The sequence below is a fragment of the Streptomyces sp. HNM0574 genome, assembly GCF_012726235.1.
GTDB lineage: Bacteria > Actinomycetota > Actinomycetes > Streptomycetales > Streptomycetaceae > Streptomyces.
In genome coordinates this window covers 666,722-689,176 of the sequence record NZ_JAASAH010000002.1, presented here as the reverse complement: position 1 = coordinate 689,176, position 22,455 = coordinate 666,722, and the positions used below count along the sequence as shown (strand labels likewise).

Annotated in this window: 22 protein-coding genes, 3 tRNA genes and 1 pseudogene; 19 read left to right on the top strand and 7 right to left on the bottom strand. The window is 72.9% G+C overall.

The window, feature by feature from the left end:
- The 10 genes and pseudogenes from HCC30_RS06835 to HCC30_RS06790 all read left to right on the top strand — a co-directional run.
- Positions 1–391: pseudogene (locus HCC30_RS06835) on the top strand (NADH-quinone oxidoreductase subunit C); the annotation flags it as partial.
- Positions 388–1,347, top strand: a complete 960-nt coding sequence (locus tag HCC30_RS06830) for a complex I subunit 1 family protein (protein ID WP_169441438.1) — start codon at positions 388–390, stop codon at positions 1,345–1,347. The pseudogene HCC30_RS06835 and the gene HCC30_RS06830, both read left to right, overlap by 4 nt.
- A gap of 60 nt (positions 1,348–1,407) precedes the next feature.
- Positions 1,408–1,920, top strand: coding sequence for a 4Fe-4S binding protein (locus HCC30_RS06825; protein WP_169441437.1), 513 nt, complete (start codon positions 1,408–1,410; stop codon positions 1,918–1,920).
- Entirely contained in the window at positions 1,917–2,507 is a 591-nt protein-coding gene (locus HCC30_RS06820; RefSeq protein WP_169441354.1) for an NADH-quinone oxidoreductase subunit J, read from the top strand. Before HCC30_RS06825 ends, HCC30_RS06820 begins: the two co-directional genes overlap by 4 nt.
- Positions 2,507–2,920: an NADH-quinone oxidoreductase subunit NuoK gene (gene nuoK / locus HCC30_RS28455; RefSeq protein WP_169441353.1), complete on the top strand. Its 414-nt coding sequence runs from the start codon at positions 2,507–2,509 to the stop codon at positions 2,918–2,920. Before HCC30_RS06820 ends, nuoK begins: the two co-directional genes overlap by 1 nt.
- Positions 2,917–4,923: an NADH-quinone oxidoreductase subunit L gene (locus HCC30_RS06810; protein ID WP_169441352.1), complete on the top strand. Its 2,007-nt coding sequence runs from the start codon at positions 2,917–2,919 to the stop codon at positions 4,921–4,923. Before nuoK ends, HCC30_RS06810 begins: the two co-directional genes overlap by 4 nt.
- A gap of 11 nt (positions 4,924–4,934) precedes the next feature.
- The gene (locus tag HCC30_RS06805) at positions 4,935–6,587 is read left to right on the top strand and encodes an NADH-quinone oxidoreductase subunit M (RefSeq protein WP_169441436.1); all 1,653 of its coding nucleotides are present in this window, start codon (positions 4,935–4,937) and stop codon (positions 6,585–6,587) included.
- Entirely contained in the window at positions 6,584–8,149 is a 1,566-nt protein-coding gene (locus HCC30_RS06800) for an NADH-quinone oxidoreductase subunit N (protein WP_169441351.1), read from the top strand. The genes HCC30_RS06805 and HCC30_RS06800 overlap by 4 nt, the downstream gene beginning before the upstream one ends.
- A 138-nt stretch (positions 8,150–8,287) precedes the next feature.
- Positions 8,288–9,148 carry a zinc metalloprotease HtpX gene (gene htpX / locus HCC30_RS06795; protein WP_169441350.1) on the top strand — a complete coding sequence of 287 codons (861 nt, stop codon included), beginning with the start codon at positions 8,288–8,290 and terminating at the stop codon, positions 9,146–9,148.
- Entirely contained in the window at positions 9,145–9,549 is a 405-nt protein-coding gene (locus HCC30_RS06790; RefSeq protein ID WP_169441349.1) for a YccF domain-containing protein, read from the top strand. Before htpX ends, HCC30_RS06790 begins: the two co-directional genes overlap by 4 nt.
- Positions 9,550–9,662: 113 nt before the next feature.
- Here HCC30_RS06790 and HCC30_RS06785 read toward each other — a convergent pair whose 3' ends face one another.
- Together HCC30_RS06785 and HCC30_RS06780 are read right to left on the bottom strand one after the other, a co-directional pair.
- A complete protein-coding gene (locus tag HCC30_RS06785) occupies positions 9,663–11,135 on the bottom strand; it encodes a sodium/glutamate symporter (RefSeq protein ID WP_169441348.1) in 1,473 nt (490 codons plus the stop codon).
- Between the two features lie 352 nt (positions 11,136–11,487).
- Positions 11,488–11,976 carry a YajQ family cyclic di-GMP-binding protein gene (locus tag HCC30_RS06780; protein WP_169441346.1) on the bottom strand — a complete coding sequence of 163 codons (489 nt, stop codon included), beginning with the start codon at positions 11,974–11,976 and terminating at the stop codon, positions 11,488–11,490.
- 204 nt (positions 11,977–12,180) lie between these two features.
- On the opposite strand from HCC30_RS06780, the gene HCC30_RS06775 reads away from it, so the two are divergent.
- Together HCC30_RS06775 and HCC30_RS06770 are read left to right on the top strand one after the other, a co-directional pair.
- Positions 12,181–12,262, top strand: a tRNA-Tyr gene (locus HCC30_RS06775).
- Between the two features lie 78 nt (positions 12,263–12,340).
- On the top strand, positions 12,341–13,336 hold the full coding sequence (locus HCC30_RS06770) for a YihY/virulence factor BrkB family protein (protein WP_169441344.1): 996 nt from the start codon (positions 12,341–12,343) through the stop codon (positions 13,334–13,336).
- Positions 13,337–13,417: 81 nt separating this feature from the next.
- On the opposite strand, the gene HCC30_RS06765 is transcribed toward HCC30_RS06770, so the two are convergent.
- Together HCC30_RS06765 and HCC30_RS06760 are read right to left on the bottom strand one after the other, a co-directional pair.
- Positions 13,418–14,083, bottom strand: a complete 666-nt coding sequence (locus tag HCC30_RS06765) for an NAD(P)H-binding protein (protein ID WP_169441342.1) — start codon at positions 14,081–14,083, stop codon at positions 13,418–13,420.
- A gap of 88 nt (positions 14,084–14,171) precedes the next feature.
- Positions 14,172–15,527 (bottom strand): amidohydrolase family protein, encoded by a 1,356-nt coding sequence (locus HCC30_RS06760; RefSeq protein ID WP_169441340.1) that lies wholly within the window; start codon positions 15,525–15,527, stop codon positions 14,172–14,174.
- Positions 15,528–15,750: 223 nt separating this feature from the next.
- Between HCC30_RS06760 and HCC30_RS06755 the strand changes: the two genes are divergently transcribed.
- The 6 genes from HCC30_RS06755 to HCC30_RS06730 all read left to right on the top strand — a co-directional run bounded on the left by HCC30_RS06755 (position 15,751) and on the right by HCC30_RS06730 (position 18,552).
- Positions 15,751–15,823, top strand: a tRNA-Thr gene (locus HCC30_RS06755).
- Between the two features lie 45 nt (positions 15,824–15,868).
- Positions 15,869–15,941, top strand: a tRNA-Met gene (locus HCC30_RS06750).
- A 123-nt stretch (positions 15,942–16,064) separates the two neighbouring features.
- Positions 16,065–16,229, top strand: a complete 165-nt coding sequence (rpmG, locus tag HCC30_RS06745; RefSeq protein WP_169441338.1) for a 50S ribosomal protein L33 — start codon at positions 16,065–16,067, stop codon at positions 16,227–16,229.
- 297 nt (positions 16,230–16,526) lie between these two features.
- The gene (locus HCC30_RS06740; RefSeq protein ID WP_169441336.1) at positions 16,527–16,979 is read left to right on the top strand and encodes a MaoC family dehydratase N-terminal domain-containing protein; all 453 of its coding nucleotides are present in this window, start codon (positions 16,527–16,529) and stop codon (positions 16,977–16,979) included.
- Positions 16,980–16,984: 5 nt separating this feature from the next.
- Positions 16,985–17,419 (top strand): MaoC family dehydratase, encoded by a 435-nt coding sequence (locus HCC30_RS06735; protein WP_169441334.1) that lies wholly within the window; start codon positions 16,985–16,987, stop codon positions 17,417–17,419.
- 77 nt (positions 17,420–17,496) lie between these two features.
- Positions 17,497–18,552: a UDP-N-acetylmuramate dehydrogenase gene (locus HCC30_RS06730; RefSeq protein ID WP_169441332.1), complete on the top strand. Its 1,056-nt coding sequence runs from the start codon at positions 17,497–17,499 to the stop codon at positions 18,550–18,552.
- A gap of 16 nt (positions 18,553–18,568) precedes the next feature.
- On the opposite strand, the gene HCC30_RS06725 is transcribed toward HCC30_RS06730, so the two are convergent.
- Positions 18,569–19,204: an SDR family oxidoreductase gene (locus HCC30_RS06725; RefSeq protein WP_169441330.1), complete on the bottom strand. Its 636-nt coding sequence runs from the start codon at positions 19,202–19,204 to the stop codon at positions 18,569–18,571.
- 86 nt (positions 19,205–19,290) lie between these two features.
- Here HCC30_RS06725 and HCC30_RS06720 point away from each other — a divergent pair, with 86 nt between their 5' ends.
- A complete protein-coding gene (locus tag HCC30_RS06720; protein WP_169441328.1) occupies positions 19,291–19,893 on the top strand; it encodes a TetR/AcrR family transcriptional regulator in 603 nt (200 codons plus the stop codon).
- On the opposite strand, the gene HCC30_RS06715 is transcribed toward HCC30_RS06720, so the two are convergent.
- Together HCC30_RS06715 and HCC30_RS06710 are read right to left on the bottom strand one after the other, a co-directional pair.
- Positions 19,886–21,007 carry an adenosine deaminase gene (locus HCC30_RS06715; RefSeq protein ID WP_169441326.1) on the bottom strand — a complete coding sequence of 374 codons (1,122 nt, stop codon included), beginning with the start codon at positions 21,005–21,007 and terminating at the stop codon, positions 19,886–19,888. The two genes, HCC30_RS06720 and HCC30_RS06715, sit on opposite strands and share 8 nt — an antisense overlap.
- Positions 21,008–21,148: 141 nt before the next feature.
- A complete protein-coding gene (locus tag HCC30_RS06710) occupies positions 21,149–22,396 on the bottom strand; it encodes a pyridoxal phosphate-dependent aminotransferase (RefSeq protein ID WP_169441324.1) in 1,248 nt (415 codons plus the stop codon).
- Between the last annotated feature and the right edge of the window lie 59 nt (positions 22,397–22,455).

Sequence of the window (22,455 nt, the reverse complement as noted above, 5' to 3'; positions counted from 1 at the left end):
ACCCGGCGAGCGCCCCGCCCGGCGCACCCGCAGCGCGAGCGCCGGTTCCGCGAGCCAGGGCGCGACAGAGGAGGCCGCCGCGACCGGCGAGGCCGCGGAGTCCGCACCGGCCGAGGGCCAGGCGCCCGCCCGTCCGGCCCGCACCCCGCGCCGCAACCGCAGCGTCAGCCAGGGCTCGGCGAGCCAGCAGGCCCCGGCCGCCGAGCCGAAACCGGAACCGGCACCCGAGCCGGAGGCGGAGGCGAAACCCGCGACCGAGGCGGAGCCCGGGACGCGTTCCACCGACGCGCCCTGGCACCACGCCCGCCCCGCCCGCGAGCAGCAGCCGGACGCCGGGCAGAACGAGAACCGGAACGACGACGGCGCGAACGAGACGGAAGGAGACGCCTGATGGACGTCCTCGACGTCGTGTGGCGGCTGCTCGCCGTGCTGCTCGCGTTCCTCGTGCTGCCCCTGCTGGTCGGCCAGACCGAGCACAAGGTCATGGCCCACATGCAGGGCCGCGTCGGCCCGATGCACGCGGGCGGCTTCCACGGCTGGGCCCAACTCGTCGCCGACGGCGTGAAGTTCGCACAGAAGGAGGACGTCGTCCCGGCCGGGGCCGACCGGCGGATCTTCCAGATGGCGCCCGCCGTCGCGCTGATCCCGTACCTCCTGGTGCTGATCGCCATCCCGGTCGCGCCCGGTGCCGTCGGCCAGACCGTGGACGCCGGGATCTTCTTCGTCCTCGCCGTCATGGGGGTCGGGGTGCTCGGCTCGCTGATGGGCGGCTGGGCCTCGGCCAACAAGTTCTCGCTGCTGGGCGGCTTCCGCACGGCCGCGCAGCTGATGGCGTACGAGCTGCCGATGCTGCTCGCCGCCGCCTCCGTGGCGATGGCCGCCGGCACGCTCTCGCTGCCGGGCATCCTCGACGCCTGGCAGTGGTGGTGGCTGCCCTGGCAGATCATCGGCGGCGTCGTCTTCTTCGTGGCGGGCCTGGCCGAGCTGCAACGGCCGCCGTTCGACGCGCCCGTCGCCGACTCCGAGATCATCTTCGGCGCGTACACCGAGTACACGGGCCTGCGGTTCGCGCTGTTCCTGCTCACCGAGTACGCGGGCATCGTCATCCTCTCCGCGCTGACGGCCGTGCTCTTCCTGGGCGGCTGGCACGGCCCCCTCGCCGGTCAGGCGGGCTGGCTGTGGATGCTGCTGAAGACGGCCGTGCTGGCCTTCGGCGTCATCTGGCTGCGTGTGACCTACCCGCGGCTGCGCGAGGACCAGATCCAGCGCGTCGCCTGGACGGTGCTCGTCCCGCTCGCCCTGCTCCAGATCGCCGTCACCGGCGTCGTCAAGGTGGTGATCCAGTAAGTGTCCCGCCCGTTCCCCGGTTCCGGCCTCGCCAAGGGCCTGGCCGTCACCCTGCGGACGATGACCCGCCGGTCGGTCACCGAGCACTATCCGGACACGCAGCCCGAACTGCCGCCGCGCACCCGCGGGGTGATCGGCCTGTTCGAGGAGAACTGCACGGTCTGCATGCTGTGCGCCCGTGAGTGCCCGGACTGGTGCATCTACATCGACTCGCACAAGGAGACCGTCCCCGCGGCGACGCCCGGCGGACGCGAACGCAGCCGGAACGTCCTGGACCGGTTCGCGATCGACTTCTCGCTGTGCATGTACTGCGGCATCTGCATCGAGGTCTGCCCCTTCGACGCGCTGTTCTGGTCCCCGGAGTTCGAGTACGCCGAGACCGACATCCACGAACTCACCCACGAGCGCGACAAGCTCCGCGAGTGGATGTGGACGGTGCCCGAACCGCCCGCGCTGGATGTGAAGGCCGAGGAGCCCAAGGAGATCGCGGCGGCCCGCAAGACCGCCGACAAGCTCGCGGCCGCCGAGGAGAAGGCACGCCAGGAACAGCAGCCGGAAGAGGGGACCGAGTGAACCTCGCCGCCGCGCACCCCGGATTCCTGTCACCCACCGGGGTCGAGATCGTCTTTCTGCTCGTCGGGATCGTCACCCTCGGCGCCGCCGTCGTCACCGTCACCACCAAGCAGCTGGTGCACGCGGCGCTGTGGCTGGTGGCGACCCTGGGCGGGATCGCCGTCGAATACCTGCTGCTGACCGCCGAGTTCATCGCCTGGGTGCAGGTGCTGATCTACGTCGGCTCCGTCGTCGTCCTGCTGCTCTTCGGACTCATGCTGACCAGGGCCCCCATCGGCCGCTCGCCCGACGCCGACTCCGGCAACCGCTGGGCCGCGCTCATCGTCGCCGTCCTCGCCGCCGGCACCCTCGTGACGCTCGTCGTCGACGCCTTCCGCACCACCTGGATCGACCTCGACCAGGGCGTGATGGGCTCCACGGGCGTCACCGGCGAGGCGCTCTTCCGCTTCTGGGTGCTGCCGTTCGAGGCGCTGTCCGTGCTGCTGCTCGCCGCACTCGTCGGCGCGATCGTGCTCTCGCGGCAGCGCAAGGCACGCGAGACGGACCGGGCCGGGCGCGGCTCCGGGCGCGGGGAGGTGCGCGGCTGATGCATCTCGCCTACCCCGCCGTCCTCTCCGTGCTGCTCTTCAGCGTCGGCCTCTACGGAGTGCTGGCCCGGCGCAACGCGATCCTGGTCCTGATGGCCGTCGAGCTGATGCTCAACGCCGTCAACCTCAACCTCGTCGCCTTCGACGTCTGGCTCCGCGACACCCTGCACGCCGGCCAGGCCCTCACGCTCTTCACCGTCGCCGTCGCCGCCGCCGAGATCGGCATCGGGCTGGCCCTCGTCCTGCTGGTGTACCGCAACCGCGGCACCTCGGACGTCGACCGCCTCCGCGACCTCACCGAACACCCCGGCGACGACGACGAGTCCGCGTACGTCGAGCAGCCCGCCACCACCGACACCGGGGCCGGCCCCCTTCCCGGCCAGGTCACCCCCGCCGGGAGGACGACCGCGTGACCACCACGACCCTCGCCGTCCTCGTGCCGGTGCTGCCGTTCCTCGGCGCGCTCGCGGGACTGCTCCTCGGACGCCGGGTGCCCGGCCTCGCCCGGCCGCTGGCCGTGCTGCCGACGCTGCTCGCCACCGTCCTCACCGTGCTCGTCGCCGCACGCCAGGGCGGCGGCCCGGCGATCCAGGCCGCGAGCGGCCTCACGCCGACCGGCAACGAGGCGCTGCCGGTCCAGCTCGCCCTGCACGTGGACGGGTTCGCCGCACTCGTCGCCGTCCTCGTCGGCGTGGTCGCGAGCTGCGTGCAGCTGTACTCGACCGGCTATCTCCGCGACGACCCGCGCTACGCCTCCTACGCCGCGCTGGTCTCCCTCTTCACCGCCGCGATGCTGCTCGTCGTCTACAGCGACGACCTGATCGTGCTGCTCGTCGGCTGGGAAGTCATGGGCATCTGCTCCTACTTCCTCGTCGGCCACTACTGGGAGACGCGGGCCGCGCGGGCCGCCTCGCTCAAGGCGTTCCTCGTCACCAAGCTCGGCGACGTGCCGTTCCTGATCGGCATCTTCGCGCTGGCCTCCGACGCCGGGACCTTCCGGATCTCCGACATCGTCACCCGGCTCACCTCCTCCGTCTCGGGCTTCGAACTCGCCCACCCCACCGTCGTGGCACTGCTGCTGCTCGCCGGAGTCGCGGGCAAGTCGGCGCAGTTCCCGCTGCACGTGTGGCTGCCGGACGCGATGGCGGGCCCGACGCCCGTCTCCGCGCTGATCCACGCGGCGACGATGGTCGCCGCCGGTGTGTACGTCGTCGCGCGGCTGCTGCCCGTCTTCGTCGCCTCCGGCGCCGCGCTCGTCGTCATGGCCGTCATCGCGGCCGTCACCATGATCGGCTCGGCGCTGGCCGCGCTGGCGCAGGACGACATCAAGCGCGTGCTCGCCTACTCCACCATCGGCCAGCTCGCCTACATGACGGCCGCGCTGGCCGTCGCCGACCGGGGCGCGGCCGTCTTCCACCTCATCTCGCACGGCGCGTTCAAGGCCCTCCTCTTCCTCGCGGCCGGGGTCGTCATCCACGTCGCCGGGACCAACTCGCTGGCGGCCATCGGGCGTTCGGGCGGCATCGCCAAGCGCGCGCCCGACGCCTTCTGGACGATGACGATCGGCCTGCTCGCGCTCGCCGCGATGCCGCCCTTCAGCGGCTTCTTCTCCAAGGAGGCCGTGCTGGGCGCCGCCGAGCACGCGGCACTCGCGGGCGGCTCCGAGGGCGCGGCCGGCGGCGCGGAGCAGGCCGTCCCGGCGGCGGCCGGCTGGATCGTCCTCGTCGCCGGACTGCTGACGGCGCTGCTCACCGCCGCGTACGCCACCCGCCTCTGGCTGCGCATCGGCCCGCTCGCCCGCCGCGAGCAGGCCCCGGCACCCGCCGCGGACGCCCCGGACGCCCCGGCCGACGGGCACGGTGCCGCGACGCCGCTGGTGATGAACATCGTGCTGTGGGTCCTCGCGGCCCCCTCCCTCGCCTTCGGCCTCGCCTTCGCCGTCCTCCCCGAGTGGTTCGACGGCGGCTCCTTCGCGCCGACGGCCACCACCTCCGTCCTCGCCACGGGCGTCGCCCTCGTCGGCGCCCTCGTCACCTACGCGGCCTGGCGGCACACCACCGCACACGCCGCGGCCCGCGCGGACACCGCGAACCCGGCCGCCGACCCGGCCGACCCCGGCCGCCTGCTGCTCGGCCCGCTGCACCGCGCGGCCGCCTCCGGCTTCCACGCCGACGCGGCGGCCACCGCGCTCCTCGTGCGGCCGACGCAGGGCGCGGCCCGGCTCGTCCGCTTCTTCGACCGCACGGTCATCGACACCTACGTCACCGGAGCCGGGGGCCTGACGCGCCTGCTGGGCACGCTCGCGCGCCGCGCCCAGACCGGCAACGTGCAGACCTACCTCACCGCGCTGCTGGCGGGATCCGTCGTCCTCGCCGTCGCCGCCGTACTCGCCGCCACCGGAGGTGGGGGAGCGTGAACCAGACCACCATGCAGCTGATCCTCGTCGCCGTCGTCGTCCTGCCGCTGCTCGGCGCCGCGGCCGCTCCGCTTCCCGCACCGCCCGGACTGCGCGGCCGCGACCCGGAACAGGCCGTGCTGCGCCACGGGGTGACCGTCACCGGGCTGGTCCTGCTCGGCACGCTCGCCCTCGCCTTCGGCTTCGACCACAGCCGCCCCGGCACCATGCAGGCGCAGACCGACATCAGCTGGATCCCGGCGCTCGACGTCCGCCTGCACTTCGGCGTCGACGGCATCTCGCTGCCGCTGCTGGTGCTGACCGCGCTGCTGACCTTCCTCTGCGCGCTCTACAGCTACTTCTCACCCCCCGAGGGCCACGGCACGAGCGCCCGCGCCTTCGTCACCCTGATCCTGCTGCTCGAAGCCGGAACGCTCGCCACCTTCGCGGTGCTCGACCTGATGCTGTTCTTCCTGGCCTTCGAGATGGTCCTCATCCCGATGTACTTCCTCATCAACCGCTGGGGCGGCGAGCAACGCGGCCCCGCCGCCTGGAAGTTCATCCTCTACACGCTGCTCGGCTCCGTCGTCATGCTGATCGGCCTCCTCGTCCTCGGACTCGCGGGCGGCACGTTCGACATGGTGGCACTCGCCACCGACAACGGCGCCTCGCTCGGCCACAGCGCCCAGCTCGTCGCCGTCCTCGCCATCGGCATCGGACTCGCCGTCAAGACCCCGATGTGGCCGCTGCACAGCTGGCTCCCGGACGCCCACACCGCGGCCCCGACCACCGGCTCCGTGCTGCTCGCCGGGGTGCTGCTGAAGATGGGCACCTACGGCTTCGTGCGCATCCTGCTGCCCGCGGCGCCCGAGGGCATGGAGACCTTCGCGCCGTACCTGGGCGCCTTCGCCGTCGTCGGCATCCTCTACGGCTCCTTCGCCTGCCTCGCCCTGGCGGCGCGCGGTCAGGGCGGTGACCTGAAGCGGCTGATCGCGTACTCCTCCGTCGGACACATGGGCTTCGTGCTGCTCGGCATCGCGACGATGACGCACACCGGCGTCAACGGCGCCCTGTTCGCCAACATCGCCCACGGCCTCATCACCGGCCTGCTGTTCTTCCTCGTCGGCGCCCTCAAGGAACGCACCGGGACGACCAGCCTGGACGCCCTCGCCGGCGAGACCGGCGCGGCGCTGTACGGGCGGACGCCCCGGTTCGGCGGGCTGCTGGCCTTCGCCGCCGTCGCCTCCCTCGGACTGCCCGGACTGGCCGGGTTCTGGGGCGAGATGCTCGCGCTGCTCGGCTCCTTCCACCCCGCCGACGGGCTCAGCCGCCCCGCCTTCCTCGTCTTCACCGCACTCGGCGGCCTCGGCACCCTGCTGACCGCCGCCTACCTGCTCGTCGTCGTCCGCCGGGTCTGCATGGGCGACCCGGCCGCGCACGAGAACCTCCCGGCCGGGAGCGAGGAGACCCTCGCCGCCGAGCAGGCCGGCGAGGCCGCGCTGGAGAGCGCCGTGAGGGCCGAGCGCGGCGAGCCCGTCGCCGCGCTGCCCGACATCCGCGCGCACGAGTTCGCCGCCTGGGCCCCGCTGGCCGTGCTCACGGTCGTCGGCGGTCTGTGGCCCGCGGCCCTCCTCGGCCTGACCGATCCGGCCGTGCAGAACCTCCTGCCAGGAGTGACCCGATGACCGTCCCCGTCCAGACCCTCGCCGCCGGCAGCCTCGTGCAGTCGGTCGACTGGCTCGCCATCGCGCCGCCCGTCACCGCCGCCGTGTTCGGGCTGGTCGTGCTCGTCGCCGACCTGTTCCTGCCCGAGGCGCGCAAGCGGCTGCTGGGCCTGCTCTCCGCCGCCGGGCTGGTGCTCGCGGCGCTGCCGCTGCTGTGGCTGCGCGGGGAGACGGCCAGTACCTTCTGCCTCGCCGACGCGGGCGGCGCCGGACCGGCCGACGCGTGCAGCTACGTGGCCGACTCCTTCACCGTCGTCATGCAGTTCCTGGTGCTCGCCTCGGCGTTCGTCACCGCGCTGCTGTCCATGACCTCGGTACGCGAACTGCGCCTGCCCGAGGGCGAGTTCTGGTTCCTGCTGCTGTCCGCCACCGCGGGCGCCGCGCTCGTCCCCGCCTCCCGCGACGTGGTCACCCTGGTCATCGCGCTGGAGGTCGCCTCGCTGCCCGCGTTCGCGCTCGTCGGACTGCGGCGCGGGGACCGGCGCTCCTCCGAGGCGGCGCTGAAGTTCTTCCTCTCGTCCGTCGCCGCGACCGCCGTCACCCTGCTCGGCGCGAGCTTCGTCTACGCGGCCACCGGCAGCCTGCACTTCTCCCAGGTCGCCGACGGGCTCGACGCCACCGACCCGCGGCTGGCGAAGCTCGCCGCCGCCGGCGTCGTCCTCACCCTCGTCGGCTTCGCGTTCAAGGCCGCGGCGGTGCCCTTCCACTTCTGGGTGCCGGAGACCTACGTCGGCGCCCCGGTGCCGGTGGCCGCGTTCCTCTCCGTGGTCGGCAAGGCCGCCGGGATCTCCGGCCTCGTCATGCTGTGCCTGCGCGCCTTCGCGGCCGAGGCGCACCTGTGGGGCCCGGTCGTCGCCGTGCTCGCCGCGCTCACCATGACCACGGGCAACGTGGCGGCCGTCCGGCAGCGCCCCGAGCGGGGGCGCAGCGCCGTACGCCTGCTGGCCTGGTCGTCCGTCGGCCAGGTCGGCTACCTGCTGGTGCCGCTGGCCGCCGCGGCGTACACGGCGGACAGCGACCCTCGGGCCGCGCTCGCCACCGTCGGCGCGACCATCGGGTACTTCCTGATGTACGCGGCCGTGAACCTCGGCGCCTTCGCCGTCGTCGCGCACATCGCGCGCACGCGCCCGGCCAACCGGCTGGACGACTACCGGGGCCTGTACCGCGCCCACCCGCTGACCGCCGTGGTGCTCGGCTTCTTCCTGCTCTGCCTGGCCGGGCTGCCCCCCGGCCTGATCGGCCTGTTCACCAAGGTCGCGATCTTCTCCACGGCCGTCGAGGCCGGCCTCGGCTGGCTCGCGGTGCTCACCGCCGCGAACGTCGTCGTCGCGCTCTACTACTACCTGCGCTGGACGGCGTACCTCTTCCGCCCGGCGCCCGAACCCGCGCCCGAGCAGCGGACCGGCCCGTCGCGCATCCCCGGCCCGCTGGCCGCGGCCATCGCGCTCACGGCCGTCACCGCCGTGGTGCTCTCGCTCGACCCGCAGCTCGTCCTCACCCACATGACGGCCGCCGGGCACTGACCCGGCACGCCCCCGGCGCCCGGGCCGCCGGGAACTGCGCGCAGCCGCCTCGCGTTGACCATGACGTGAGGGTCCACTGGAGGGTGGAGAGACCACCTGGCTCAGGGTTCCCCTGCTGCACCACCTGGAGGGCGTACCGTGCACCGGCACAACGGGCTGAGGACAGCCCTGCTTCTCGGGGGACTGTCCGCTCTCATCCTCGTCATCGGCGGATTCTTCGGACGTACGGGGCTGCTCGTCGCCCTGGTCGTCGCGCTCGGCACCAACGCCTACGCGTACTGGAACAGCGACAAGCTGGCGCTGCGCGCCATGCGGGCCCGCCCGGTCAGCGAGTTCGAGGCGCCGGGGCTGTACCGCATGGTCAGAGAGCTGTCGAACACCGCCAGGCAGCCCATGCCCCGGCTCTACATATCCCCGACGCAGGCGCCCAACGCCTTCGCGACCGGACGCAATCCGCGGAACGCGGCCGTCTGCTGCACCGACGGCATCCTGCGCCTGCTGGACGAGCGTGAGCTGCGCGGCGTGATCGGCCACGAGCTGAGCCACGTCTACAACCGGGACATCCTGATCTCCTCGGTCGCGGGCGCGCTGGCCTCCGTCGTGATGTTCCTCGTCAACTTCGCCTGGCTGATCCCCATAGGCCGCTCCGACGACGACGAGGGGCCCGGGCTCGCCGGGATGCTGATGATCATGATCCTGGGCCCGCTGGCGGCCTCCCTGATTCAGCTCGCGGTCTCCCGCTCCCGCGAGTACGAGGCCGACAACTCCGGCGCCCGGCTCACCGGCGACCCGCTCGCCCTCGCCTCCGCGCTCCGCAAACTCGACGCCGGGACACGGAAGTTGCCGCTGCCCTCCGAACCACGGCTGGAGACGGCGAGCCACATGATGATCGCGAACCCCTTCGGCCGCGCCGGCGGCATGACGAAGCTGTTCTCCACGCACCCGCCCATGGACCGCCGCATCGAGCGGCTGGAGAAAATGGCAGGCTGGCGCCCGTGAAAACTCTGCTGAATCTCATCTGGCTGGTCTTCTCGGGGCTCTGGATGGCCCTGGGCTATCTCCTCGCGGGCGTCATCTGCTGCATCCTCGTCGTCACCCTGCCCTGGGGCATCGCCTGCTTCCGCATCGCGGGCTACGTGCTCTGGCCGTTCGGCAACACCGTCGTGCGGCGCGGGGACGCGGGGACGGCCTCGGGCGTCGGCAACGTCATCTGGTTCGTCGTCGCGGGCATCTGGCTCGCCATCGGGCACATCACCGCCGGTATCGCCTTCTGCGTGACCATCATCGGCATCCCGTTCGGCATCGCCCACTTCAAGTTCGTGCCGATCTCCCTGACGCCGCTGGGCCGCGAGATCGTCCCGACCGAGGCGGCCGAGGCGCTGCCGCGCTACCGCTGGTGACGCGCCCCGCTCCCTGACCGGCACCACGACGAAGCGCGGGCGGTGGCCGGAGTTCGTGAGAACCCCGGCCACCGCCCGCGCTTTCCCGTTCCGCGCCTCGCGCGCGTACCGGCTCAGGCCGCCACGTCGGCCGTCCGCCCGGAACCGTCACCGTCCCGGGCCCCCGGACTCCCGCCGCCCTTGCGGCCCTTGGGCCCGTAGTGCAGCAGCCCGACGGCGAGCGAGACGGCGAGCAGCACCGCCATGCCGCCCAGCAGCCAGTACGGGCCGAAGTTGGCCATCAGCGGGATCGCCGCCGCCGTGACGAGCCCGCCGCCGAAGAACGGCTCCAGGATCAGCTGCTTGTACCCGAAGGCCGGATACGCGGAGGTCTTCACCTCCGGGTCGGCGATCTTCAGCAGGACCAGCCCCGTGGCCGTCACTCCGAGGGACTGCCCCAGATCGCCGATGCCGCGCTCGAACCAGTAGTCCGGCAGCACCCGGCGCGCGAGCACGAAGAAGGCGAACAGCGACCAGGCCAGGCCCACCACCACGAGCAGCACGAACGCGCCGAAGTTGTTGGCGATCACGTCCAGCGCCAGGGTGCCGAGCGCGGCCGTGATCAGCACGTCCAGCGACAGGCCCTGGAGCCGCTCGACCATCGGACGGTCCACGACCTCCCGCTTGTCGAAGGACTGGATGACGATCTGGACGAGGATGCCGCCGATCATCGCCATCGGGAACAGCGGCACCGCGGAGAAGATCTCCACCGTGTCCGCCCACAGCTGCTGCTCCACCCACTGCATGGCGGTCAGCATCACCCAGCCCACCAGCACGGCGACGGCCAGCAGCCCGAAGTGCAGCGAGAGCGACTCGATCGACGCGGGCTGCACCGTCAGCGCACCGGCCGACTGCCGCCGGTCCTTGGCCACCACACCGGCCCGGTCCTCGTCCGAGGAGGCCGCGCCCCCGTTCAGCGCCGTCGCGTGGCCCTTGCGGGCACCCCAGTTGATCAGCGCGATGCCCAGGATGATGCCGGAGAGCAGGCCCACGGTGGCCATGCCGAGCGCCAGGTCCTTCCCCTCGGGGAAGCCGTACTGCTCGAACACCCCGGCCATGCCGGCGGCCGTGCCGTGGCCGCCCTCGAAGCCCATCTCGATCAGCGACCCGCTCAGCACGGGCAGCCCGAAGACGGGGCTGAGGACGAGGATCGCGAGCAGGATGCCGAGCACGTACTGGCCGCTCGCGAGGGTCAGCCCGAAGGCGATCTGCGGGCCCGCCTGCTCCCGCGCGGTGCGGAAGCTCGGCAGCGGGCTGCCGAGGAAGAGCCCGGCGAAGACCACGGAGATCAGCAGCCCGGGCAGCGTCGACCACACGTCGAGGATGTCCTGGGTGAAGAGCCCCGCGTCGGCGAAGCGGTCGGTGCCCAGCGCGGAGGCGAGGCGCCCGAGGACGTCGGGGCCGAGCAGCAGGGCGAGCGAGCCCGCGATGATCGAGCTGGGGACGAACAGCCGCTGCGGGAGCCGCCACTTCACTCGGATGATCTTGGCTATCAGCAGCATCGCTCCGAGCAGGAGCAACGCGAAGCCGACGGAGTCCGGGGACATGAGGTGCCTTTCCCGCGGGACCCTCTCGGCAGGTTGGTGCCGGATGGTCGTAACAGTCGTCAGGTCGGAAGCAGAGATCCGCGAAACGGCGCAGCTCTGCAGCTGCGGACATTACCGGCTGTTGAACGCCCCTTTAAGAGCTCGTGGCAAAGCGCGTATGTGCCATATCCCACCCTGTCCCCCCGGCGAAGGCCGCGAACCCCCGCGAACGCCCCGCCCCACGCACAGACAGTACACAGACATCGCACAGCTACCACAAAAGCAGCACCCCTCCGTACCGCACGGGGAGCCGGCGGGGGAGGGGTGAGGCGGTGCGCCGCGGCGGCGGGCCGGTGGCCGAACCGGCGCCGGGTCAGCGGTAGTTGACGAACTGCAGGGCGAAGTCGAAGTCCTTGCCCTTCAGCAGCGCGATGACGTCCTGCAGGTGGTCCCGGCTCTTGGAGCTGACCCGCAGCTCGTCGCCCTGCACCTGCGCCTTGACGCCCTTCGGGCCCTCGTCACGGATGACCTTGGCCACCTTCTTGGCGTCGTCCTGCGAGATGCCCTCCTTCAGGACGGCCGAGAGCTTGTACTCCTTGCCGGACGCCTGCGGCTCGCCCGCGTCCAGCGACTTCAGCGAGATCCCGCGCTTGACCAGCTTGCCCTGGAAGATGTCGAGGACGGTCTTCACCCGCTCCTCGGAGTTGGCCCGCATCTCGATGCTCTCGCCCGACCACGCGATCGAGGCACCGACGCCCTTGAAGTCGTAACGCTGCGAGATCTCCTTGGCGGCCTGATTGAGGGCGTTGTCGACCTCCTGCCGCTCGACCTTCGAGACGATGTCGAAACTGGAGTCGGCCATGGTGAGTTGGCTCCTCGTACGTAGAAGGTTCAGAGACTGGGAAAAGAGCGGCCCGCTCGCGCGCGGCCGTACCGCCAGCCTAGCCACCGGGCCGCCCCCGGGGCGCTGATCAACCGAGTGGCGAAGCACCCCCCTGGATCAGGTATGGTTTACACCGTTGCCACGGCGCACCGGGAAAAACCGGCGCCCGAGGCGGCAAACCCTGGCGGTGTGCCCGAGCGGCCAAAGGGAGCAGACTGTAAATCTGCCGGCTCAGCCTTCCTAGGTTCGAATCCTAGCGCCGCCACAGGAAAGCGAGAGGCCCCTGACTGCGAGAGCAGTCAGGGGCCTCTCGCTGTCATGACTGGAAATGGGGGAGCGACGGATGTCCGAGGGACGCGCGACGGCCACCTCGGCCCCCGGCCACCGAAGCGAACGCGAGCCCCGGGGCGTACCGGCCCCCCGGCCGCACTCCGCCACCTCGCCCGCGGCCCGGGCGGCGCGCCGCCGCTCCCGCCGCACCGAGGCGTGGACGGCCCTGCGCCGCACGCCCGGCCGTATCTGGAACGACGACGTCATGGACTGGGCGGCCGCGCTCACCTACTACGCGGTGCTCGCGATCTTCCCCGCGCTGCTCGTCTCCGTCTCCACGGTCGGCATCGCGGGCAAGGACGCGACGCGGGAACTCATCGACCAGCTGCCCGTCCTCCTCCCGGCCGACGCGGGCGACGCGATGGCGGCCGTACTGAAGGACATGGCCGGGCAGCAGACGGCGGCCTGGCTGCTGGCCACCTTCGGCACGGTCGGGGCGCTGTGGTTCGCGTCCAGCTATCTGAGCGTCTTCCGGCGCGCGCTGCACTCCATGTACGGGGTGAAGGACCACCGGCCGGTCTGGCGGACCACGCCGCGGATCGTGCTGCGGGCGCTGGCGCTCCTCGCGATGCTCGTCTCCAGCGTGTGCGTGCTGGTGGTCAGCGCCGAGGCGGCCCGGACGGTGGGCGAGTTGCTCGGGGTGGGCGAGGCCGCGGTGGATGCCTGGAACACCGTCAAGTGGTCGCTGCTGCCGTTCCTGGTGGCCGTGCTCGTCCTCATCCTCTTCCGCACCGGACCGCCGGTCACCGGCGGCGTCCGGCTGCGGGTGGCCGGCGGCGCGCTGGCGGTGGTGCTGTGGCTCGTGGCCTCGGCCGGATTCGCGCTCTACACCTCGCACGTGCCGACGTACCACCGGCTGTACGGCTCGCTCGCGGGCGTCGTCGTCTTCCTGGTCTGGCTGTGGATGACGAACCTGGCCTTCCTCGTCGGCGCCCAGTTCAATGCCGAGGTCGTCCGCCTCCGCCGCCCGGTCCCCCCGGACGAGGACGGTACGGACGCCGGGACCTGACGGCGCACGGCAGCACGAAGGGGCCGCCGCACGGGGAACTCCCCCGCGCGACGGCCCCTTTGACGTGCTCCCGGCCCGGGTTCAGCGCGCCGCCGCCACGGCCTCGGCCACCGGCGTGGTCCCGCCGATGAGTTCGAGCGTGCGCCCGGCGGTGCGCGGCTCGTCCAGCAGGGCGGCGAGGACGGCGGCGACGTCGTCCCGCGTCACCTCGTCCCGCCCCGTCGACTCGGCCAGGCGGACGAGCCCGGTGCCCGCGCCGTCCGTCAGCCGGCCGGGGCGCAGCACCGTCCAGTCCAGCGCCGCCCGCGCCCGTACCGCGTCGTCGGCCGCGCCCTTGGCACGCAGGTACGCGGCGAAGACCGGGTCCATGCCGGCGGGCGGCCCGGCAAGAGAGGCGTCCGCCGCCATCGCGGAGACCACGAGGAACCGCCGTACGCTCGCGGCCTCGGCCGCGTCCGCGAGGAGCAGCGCCGCGTCGCGGTCCACCGTCTCCTTGCGTTCCGCGCCGCTGCCGGGCCCGGCGCCGGCCGCGAAGACGGTCGCGTCGGCCCCCTCCAGGTGCCGCGCGACGTCCTCCACGGTCGCCGACTCCAGGTCGCAGACGACCGGTTCGGCTCCCGCGGCGAGGAGGTCGCCGCTCTGTTCCGGCCTGCGGATGATGCCCGAGACCTCGTCCCCGCGCGCGGCGAGCAACCGCTCCAGCCGCAGCGCGATCTGACCGTGTCCACCAGCGATGACTGTGCGCATGCCCCGACCGTACGCCCGTCGCCCCGCCCGCCGTCGCCGCCGGTCCGCCGACTGCCGTACGCCACCCGCAGGTTGACCGGCGCCGGCGTCAGCCCTGCGACTGGCGGGGCAGCCCGAGTTCGGGAGAGGCCGAGGAGCCGCCCTGGCCGCCGGAACCACCGGTGCCGCCCGAGGGCCCGGCGGGACCGTCCGGCCCGGCGGGCCCCGTGGAGTCGCAGTACTCCCGCACGGCACTCGTCCGCGCCACCACCCGCCCCCGGTGCACGACCACCCGGCTGTACGCGAGGGACAGCGCGGCCGAGATCTCCGCCCCGCGCACGGCGAGCAGTTCGGCCGGGAACCCGGCCTCCACCCGCACCTCCGCGAGCCCCATCGTCGCCCGCGCGCGGGAACTCACCGCCGCGTAGGCCGCCTCGGGCCGCGCCTCCCCGTGCGAGGCCAGCAGATAGGCGGCCTCCAGCGGATCGCCCCGGCCCACCGGGTTGGCCACGTCCCGCAGCGCCCCGCTCCCGGCCGCCACCGAGACCCCGGCCGCCGTCAGCATCCGCACCGGCGTGACGTGCGAGGCCCGGGTGCGCGAAGGGCTCGCCAGCGCACCGCAGTTGCCCTGCGGCAGGCAGACCACGGTGACGCCGGCCGCCGCCAGCTGCTCCGCCGTACGCGCCGCCGTTTCGTACGGGAGCCGCGCCAGCCCGCCGCACGGGCCGACCGCGACGCCGGGCCGCAGCCCGCCCGCGGCCGAGGCCAGCCGGGACAGCCGCGCCGGGTCCTCGCCGCTGGTGTGCAGGTCGACGGCGCAGCCGTGCTCGGCGGCGACGTCCAGCGCGGTCTCGGTGTACCCGGCCGGGTCGGCGTCGAGGTCGGGGCAGCCGCCGACGACGGCGGCGCCCATCTTCACCGCGTCCCGCAGCAGCACCCGCCCGTCCGACCCGGCGCGGCCGGTGAGCAGCCGGGGGACGGCGACGGCGGTCAGCTCCACCAGCCCGCGCAGCGCCCGCCGGGCGCGCAACACCGCCTCCAGCGACCGGAGTCCGGCCACCCCGTCGATGTGCACATGCGTGCGCAGCGCCGTCGCGCCCTGGCTGAGCTGGAGCAGCGCGGCCTCCGTGGTGCGGCGCTGCACGTCCTCGGGGGCGCCGCCGGGCGGCCCGCCGCGTCCGGGCGCGGTCAGCGCGGTGTCGTAGTGCGCGTGCGGTTCGGCGGGCGCGGGGAGCAGCAGGTAGCCGGAGAGGTCGACGCAGGTGCCCTCGCGCGGGCTGCGGTCCCGGGTGAGGCTGCCTGCGGTGCCGACGGCCTCGATCCGCCCGCCGCCGATCCGGACGTCCACGGTGCGGCCGTCGGCGAGGCGGGCGCCGCCGAGGACGAGGGTGCGGGCCCGGGGGCCGGTGCCGCTCGTGCCGTCGTCTTCCCGGGGCCACGGCTCCTGCGGCTGGCTGTCGGCCATCGGGCTCCCCACGTCGGCAAACGGTCAAGATCGCGCAGCGTGACCGAGCGTAGGACGCCGGATGTGCGCCTTCGCGGAGGAGCTCAATAGTCGTACCGGCGTGGTGCCAGGGGCGGTTGAGGCGCACGTCGGCGCGGTGTTGCGGAGGGAAATGGCCGTCGGGCGGGGGCCGCGGATACGGATTTCACCTTTGGCTGCCGGACGTGTAATGTCTTCATCGCTCGCCCCAATAGCTCAGTCGGCAGAGCGTCTCCATGGTAAGGAGAAGGTCAGCGGTTCGATTCCGCTTTGGGGCTCTGATGTGGGACTCCCGTCAACCGGCGGGAGATTCTCAACATCACGGCGGTGTAGCTCAGTCGGTAGAGCAAGCGGCTCATAATCGCTGTGTCACCGGTTCAAGTCCGGTCACCGCTACTTCACCGACAGTAGCCGATTGTGGGCTCGGTCCTTCGATCGGCTACTCTCTTTTGCGTTGTAAAGCCCATCCTTCCCCTCGGGCGGGCGCCCGGGGGAGGCCCACGGTCAAGGAGCACTCACGTGGCTGCCACAGATGTCCGCCCGAAGATCACGCTGGCCTGCGTGGAGTGCAAGGAGCGGAACTACATCACCAAGAAGAACCGGCGTAACAACCCGGACCGCCTGGAGATGGCGAAGTACTGCCCGCGTTGCAACTCGCACACCGCGCACCGCGAGACGCGCTGAATCAGGCCCTGGCACGAGGCCGTCCCCGTTTTTCGGGGGCGGCCTCGTGCTGTGTTTCCCGTCCGGCTCCGTAGCCTGGTCCCGGTCCGTCCGTCCCTGAAGCGCCCCGGGCGCTTCAGCCGCTCCGGACGCGGGTCCTCCCGCGACCGGCCCCGGCCGGGACGGCCGGCTCCGCCGGACCCCGGCGGCGGGCGGCCCTCCGCCTGCCCGCGCCGCCCGGTGTCCGGCCCCGCCCCGCTTCGTGGCCGCTGCCGTCTCCCGGCCGCGGCCTGCCCAGCCGCAGGAGGTTCCGCACCCATGGCGCTCGATCAGTCCTTCGTCGGACGGAGCTATCCGCCCACCCGGCCCTACGAGGTCGGACGCGAGAAGATCCGCGAGTTCGCCGAGTCCATCGGCGACGCCAACCCGGCGTACACCGACCCCGAGGCGGCGGCCGCGCTCGGGCACCCCGACGTGATCGCCCCGCCGACCTTTGTGTTCTCCATCTCCTTCAAGGCCGCCGGCCAGGTCGTGGAGGACCCGCAGCTGGGCCTGGACTACAGCCGCGTGGTGCACGGGGACCAGAAGTTCGCCTACACCCGCCCCGTGCGCGCCGGGGACCGCCTGTCGGTGGTCTCGACGATCGAGGCGATCAAGTCGATGGCGGGCAACGACATCCTGGACGTGCGCGGCGAGGTCCTCGACGAGACCGGGGCGCACGTGGTGACCGCCTGGACGAAGCTGGTGGCACGCGCCGCCGAGGGAGAGTGACGCCGATGACTGCGAAGATCGCCTACGCGGACGTCGAGGCGGGCACCGAACTCCCCGCGCAGACCTTCCCCGTGGACCGCGCCACCCTCGTCAAGTACGCGGGCGCCTCCGGTGACTTCAACCCGATCCACTGGAACGAGCGCTTCGCCAAGGACGTCGGCCTGCCGGACGTCATCGCGCACGGCATGTTCACCATGGCCGAGGCGGCGCGCGTCGTCACGGACTGGACGCAGGACCCGGCGGCCGTCGTCGAGTACGGCGTCCGCTTCACCAAGCCCGTCGTCGTCCCGGACGACGACAAGGGCGCGACGATCGAGGTCACCGGCAAGGTCGCGGCCAAGCTGGACGACGAGGCCAGGACGGTCCGGGTGGACCTCACCGCCGTCAGCGACGGCCGCAAGGTGCTCGGCATGGCCCGCGCCGTCGTCCGCCTCGCCTGAGCGGTCGCGCCTCCGCCTGCCGGGTGGTCAGCGGGGCGTGGGAACCGGCGCCGCGCGGCTCTCGTACGCTTGAGCGCGTGCAGGAACTCCACGACGCCCCCCTGGCCCCGCTGACCACCTTTCGGCTCGGCGGCCCCGCATCCCGCCTCGTCACCGCCACCACGGACGACGAGGTGATCGCCGCCGTACGCGAAGCCGACGAGGCGGGCACCCCGCTGCTGCTCGTCGGCGGCGGAAGCAACCTCGTCATCGCCGACAAGGGCTTCGAGGGCACCGCCCTGCGCATCGCCACCCGGGGCTTCGCGCTCTCCGGCACCGCGCTCGAACTCGCCGCGGGGGAGAACTGGTCGGACGCCGTCGCCCGCGTCGCCGACGCCGGCCTCGCCGGGATCGAGTGCCTCGCGGGGATTCCCGGCTCGGCCGGGGCGACCCCGATCCAGAACGTCGGCGCGTACGGCCAGGAGGTTTCGGCCACCATCCGCGAGGTCGTGGCCTACGACCGGCGCGCGGACGAGACCGTCACCCTGAGCAACGCCGACTGCGGCTTCGCCTACCGGCACAGCCGCTTCAAGGCCGACCCGGACCGGTACGTCGTCCTCCGCGTCCGCTTCCACCTGGAGGACGCGGGCGGCATGTCGGCCCCCATCAAGTACGCGGAGACCGCCCGCGTCCTGGGCGTCGAGCCCGGCGACCGGGTGGAGGTCACCACGGCCCGCGAGACGGTGCTCGGGCTGCGCGCCGGCAAGGGCATGGTCCTCGACCCGGAGGACCACGACACCTGGTCGGCCGGCTCCTTCTTCACCAACCCGGTGCTGACGGACGCCGAGTTCGAGGCGTTCACCGAGCGCGTCGCCGAACACCTGGGCGACGACGTCGCCGCGCCCGCCTTCGCCGCGGGGGAGGGGCTCACCAAGACCTCCGCCGCCTGGCTCATCGACCGCGCGGGCTTCACCAAGGGCTACGGCACGGGCCCGGCCCGCATCTCGGGCAAGCACACCCTGGCGCTCACCAACCGCGGCGAGGCCACCACCGAGGACCTGCTCGCCCTCGCCCGCGAGGTGCGCGACGGGGTGCACGCGGCCTTCGGCGTGACCCTCGTCAACGAGCCCGTGACGGTCGGCTGCTCGCTCTGACGTCCGACGCCGCGGCTCAGGCCGCGACGCCGACGGCCCGGCGCACCGTCTCCGGGTCGTCCCGCATGGTCAGCATCGCGTGCGCCAGGTCGGCCCGCGTGATCTTGTGGCTACCGAGCACGTTGCCGTCCAGGACCCGCTGGTAGCGGCCCGTCCCGGCGCCGTCCGTCAGCTGCGGCGGGCGGACGACGGTCCAGTCGAGACCGCTGGCGGCGATCACTTCCTCCATCACCGCCAGGTCGGCGTACACCCCCCGCAGCGCGCGCTTGACCAGCGGGTTCAGCACCGTACGGAAGAACAGCGACTCGCCCTCGGGCGTCGGCCCGAGCGGGGCCGCGCTCACCGCGAGGAAGCGCGCGACGCCCTCGGCCTCCATCGCCCCGACGATCGCCCGCGTCCCCCGCGAGGCGATCCCGGCCCCCTTGTTGGTCGGCGAGCCGAGCCCGGAGAGCACCGCGTCCCGGCCGGCCACGGCGGGGCGCAGCACGTCCGGGCCGGTCAGCTCGGCCGTCACCACCTCCAGCCTGGCGTGCCGGAGGGGGAGCCGGGCCGGGTCGCGGACCACCGCGGTGACCTCGGCACCCTCCTCCAGCGCCTGCCGTACGAGCTGCTGTCCCGTACCGCCGGTGGCGCCGAAGACCGTGAAGCGCATGACCTTCTCCCGTTCGCTCGTCCCGCGCTCCCTCGTGAGGCGGGCAGGTGGGTAAGTGTTCACTCACTCAGGATTAGAGTGGGTGAATGCCCACGCCCACGTCAACGCGCTCCCGGATTCTCGACGCGGCCGAGCGCCTGATGCGCACCATCGGCCTGGCCCGCACCACGACGAAGGAGATCGCCCGCGAGGCAGGCTGCTCGGAGGCGGCGCTCTACAAGCACTTCACCAACAAGGAGGAGCTGTTCGTCCACGTCCTGTGGGAGCGGCTGCCCCGCCTCAACCCCCTGCTCGACGAGCTCAACGCGGAGGGCGCGGGCGCCTCCAGGCCGGTCGAGGACAGCCTCGTCGAGATCGCCCGGCAGGCCGCGCTGTTCTACGAGCGGAGCGTGCCGATAGCCGCGTCCCTGCACGCCGAACCCGCGCTCAAGCAGCGGCACTACGCGGCCCTGCGCGAACTGGGCGCCGGACCGCGGCTCCCGCTGGACGCCCTCTCCCGCTACCTGCGCACCCAGCGCGACGCGGGCCGGCTCCGCGCCGACGCGGACACCGACGCGGCCGCCGCCCTGCTCCTCGGCGCCTGCGCCCAGCGGGCCTTCCTCCACGACTTCTCGGCCGACGAGCCTCCGCAGCCCCTCGACGACTTCGCCCGCGCCCTCGCCCGCACGCTGCTGACCGGCCTCACCTGAGCCCGGCGGCGGCTGGCGCCACACGTCCCCGGCCCGCCGGAACCGCGGCCTCCGGGGAGCTGTCGAGCCAGCCGTCGATGTCGGCGAGGACGCGGCCGCGCACCTCGTCCGGCATCGCCGCGCCGCGCACGGACTGCCGGGCCAGCTCGGCGAGCTGGGCGTCGGTGAAGCCGTGCGTGCCGCGGGCCAGCTCGTACTGCGCGGCCAGCCGGGAACCGAACAGCAGTGGGTCGTCCGCGCCCAGCGCCATCGGGATGCCTGCGTCCCACAGGGTGCGCAGCGGCACGTCCTCGGCCCGCTCGTACACACCCAGCGCCACGTTCGAGGACGGGCACACCTCGCAGGTCACCCCGCGTTCCGCGAGCCGCGTCAGCAGCCGGGCGTCCTCGGCGGCCCGCACGCCGTGGCCGACCCGCGCCGCGCCCAGGTCGTCCAGGCAGTCCCGGACGCTCGACGGGCCGCACATCTCGCCGCCGTGCGGCGCGGCCAGCAGTCCGCCGTGCCGGGCGATGGTGAACGCGCGGTCGAAGTCCCGTGCGAAACCGCGCCGTTCGTCGTTCGACAGCCCGAAGCCGACGATCCCGCGGTCCCGGTAGCGCACGGCCAGCCGCGCGAGGGTCCGCGCGTCCAGCGGGTGCTTCATCCGGTTCGCGGCGACGAGCACGCGCATGCCGAGGCCGGTGTCCCGCGAGGCGCGGTCCACGGCGTCGAGGATGATCTCCAGCGCCGGGGTCAGCCCGCCGAGCCGGGGCGCGTACGAGGTGGGGTCGACCTGGATCTCCAGCCAGCGCGAACCGTCCCGCACATCCTCCTCGGCGGCCTCCCGCACCAGCCGCTGGATGTCCTCGGGGGAGCGCAGGCAGGAGCGCGCGATGTCGTACAGCCGCTGGAAGCGGAACCAGCCGCGCTCGTCCGTCGCCCGGAGCCGCGGGGGCTCGCCCCCGCTGAGCGCCTCCGGCAGGTGGACGCCGTACTTGTCGGCGAGCTCCAGCAGCGTCTCAGGACGCATCGAGCCGGTGAAGTGCAGATGCAGATGCGCCTTCGGCAGCGTGCGGACATCGCGGGCTGCCGTGTGCGCGGTGGACGGCGGGCGTTCCCCGGAAGACTGCTCCATCCCGAGATCCTGCCGCATCCCGGGCCCGGTCCGGTAGTCACTTCGGCCCACAGGCCCGTTCAGGTGCGCGCCCGAACACGAGAACGGCCCCCGCTCCGGTACCGGAGCGGGGGCCGCGGGAATTCCCGGCGGGGGCGGACGTCAGTCGCGCGCCTCGCCCAGCAGCTTCTGCACCCGCGAGACGCCCTCGACGAGGTCCTCGTCGCCGAGCGCGTAGGACAGCCGCAGGTAGCCCGGCGTGCCGAAGGCCTCGCCCGGGACGACCGCGACCTCGGCCTCCTCCAGGATCACCTCGGCCAGCTCGACGCTGCTGGCCGGACGGCGGCCCCGGATCTCCTTGCCCAGCAGGCCCTTCACGGACGGGTACGCGTAGAACGCGCCCTCCGGCTCGGGGCAGACGACGCCGTCGATCTCGTTCAGCATCCGCACGATCGTGCGACGCCGGCGGTCGAAGGCCTCGCGCATCTTGGCCACGGCGTCCAGGTCACCGGAGACGGCGGCCAGCGCGGCGGCCTGCGCGACGTTGCTCACGTTCGAGGTGGCGTGCGACTGCAGGTTCGTCGCGGCCTTCACCACGTCCTGCGGGCCGATGACCCAGCCCACACGCCAGCCGGTCATCGCGTACGTCTTGGCGACGCCGTTGACCACGACGCACTTCTCGCGCAGCTCGGGCACCACGGCGGGCAGCGAGGTGAACTCGGCGTCGCCGTAGACGAGGTGCTCGTAGATCTCGTCCGTCAGCACCCACAGGCCGTGCTCGGCGGCCCAGCGGCCCACCGCCTCGACCTGCTCACGGGAGTAGACGGCACCGGTCGGGTTGGACGGCGAGACGAAGACGACGACCTTGGTCCGCTCCGTGCGCGCCGCCTCCAGCTGCTCGACGGAGACGCGGTACCCGGTGGTCTCGTCGGCGACGACGGGGACCGGCACACCGCCCGCGAGCTGGATGGACTCGGGGTAGGTCGTCCAGTACGGCGCGGGGACGATGACCTCGTCGCCCGGGTCGACGATCGCGGCGAAGGCCTCGTAGATGGCCTGCTTGCCGCCGTTGGTGACGAGGACCTGGGAGGGCTCGATCTCGTAACCGGAGTCCCGGCGGGTCTTCTCGACGATCGCCGCCTTGAGCTCGGGCAGCCCGCCCGCCGGGGTGTACCGGTGGAACTTGGGGTTCCGGCATGCCTCCACAGCGGCCTCGACGATGTAGTCGGGCGTCGGGAAGTCCGGTTCACCGGCGCCGAAGCCGATCACCGGGCGGCCGGCCGCCTTGAGGGCCTTCGCCTTGGCGTCGACGGCCAGCGTCGCGGACTCGGAGATGGCCCCGATACGAGCGGAAACGCGCCGCTCGGTAGGACCTGAGGGGGACTGTGCGGGTGAGGTTCCAGCGGTCATAGAGGCATGTTCCCAGACCGTCTCTCCGCCGGGCACCCGGGTTTCACGGGCTGGTCGGG

Bases quoted from the DNA above. Each gene is read 5' to 3' on its own strand.
- HCC30_RS06725 (WP_169441330.1), bottom strand. From the start codon at position 19,204: ATGCGCTTCACGGTCTTCGGCGCCACCGGCGGTACGGGACAGCAGCTC.
- HCC30_RS06710 (WP_169441324.1), bottom strand. From the start codon at position 22,396: ATGACCGCTGGAACCTCACCCGCACAGTCCCCCTCAGGTCCTACCGAG.
- HCC30_RS06770 (WP_169441344.1), top strand. From the start codon at position 12,341: ATGTCCGAGGGACGCGCGACGGCCACCTCGGCCCCCGGCCACCGAAGC.
- HCC30_RS06800 (WP_169441351.1), top strand. From the start codon at position 6,584: ATGACCGTCCCCGTCCAGACCCTCGCCGCCGGCAGCCTCGTGCAGTCG.
- HCC30_RS06825 (WP_169441437.1), top strand. From the start codon at position 1,408: ATGACCCGCCGGTCGGTCACCGAGCACTATCCGGACACGCAGCCCGAA.
- HCC30_RS06715 (WP_169441326.1), bottom strand. From the start codon at position 21,007: ATGGAGCAGTCTTCCGGGGAACGCCCGCCGTCCACCGCGCACACGGCA.
- HCC30_RS06720 (WP_169441328.1), top strand. From the start codon at position 19,291: ATGCCCACGCCCACGTCAACGCGCTCCCGGATTCTCGACGCGGCCGAG.
- HCC30_RS06760 (WP_169441340.1), bottom strand. From the start codon at position 15,527: ATGGCCGACAGCCAGCCGCAGGAGCCGTGGCCCCGGGAAGACGACGGC.
- HCC30_RS06740 (WP_169441336.1), top strand. From the start codon at position 16,527: ATGGCGCTCGATCAGTCCTTCGTCGGACGGAGCTATCCGCCCACCCGG.
- HCC30_RS06785 (WP_169441348.1), bottom strand. From the start codon at position 11,135: ATGTCCCCGGACTCCGTCGGCTTCGCGTTGCTCCTGCTCGGAGCGATG.
- HCC30_RS06735 (WP_169441334.1), top strand. From the start codon at position 16,985: ATGACTGCGAAGATCGCCTACGCGGACGTCGAGGCGGGCACCGAACTC.
- HCC30_RS06780 (WP_169441346.1), bottom strand. From the start codon at position 11,976: ATGGCCGACTCCAGTTTCGACATCGTCTCGAAGGTCGAGCGGCAGGAG.
- HCC30_RS06805 (WP_169441436.1), top strand. From the start codon at position 4,935: ATGCAGCTGATCCTCGTCGCCGTCGTCGTCCTGCCGCTGCTCGGCGCC.
- HCC30_RS06765 (WP_169441342.1), bottom strand. From the start codon at position 14,083: ATGCGCACAGTCATCGCTGGTGGACACGGTCAGATCGCGCTGCGGCTG.
- nuoK (WP_169441353.1), top strand. From the start codon at position 2,507: ATGCATCTCGCCTACCCCGCCGTCCTCTCCGTGCTGCTCTTCAGCGTC.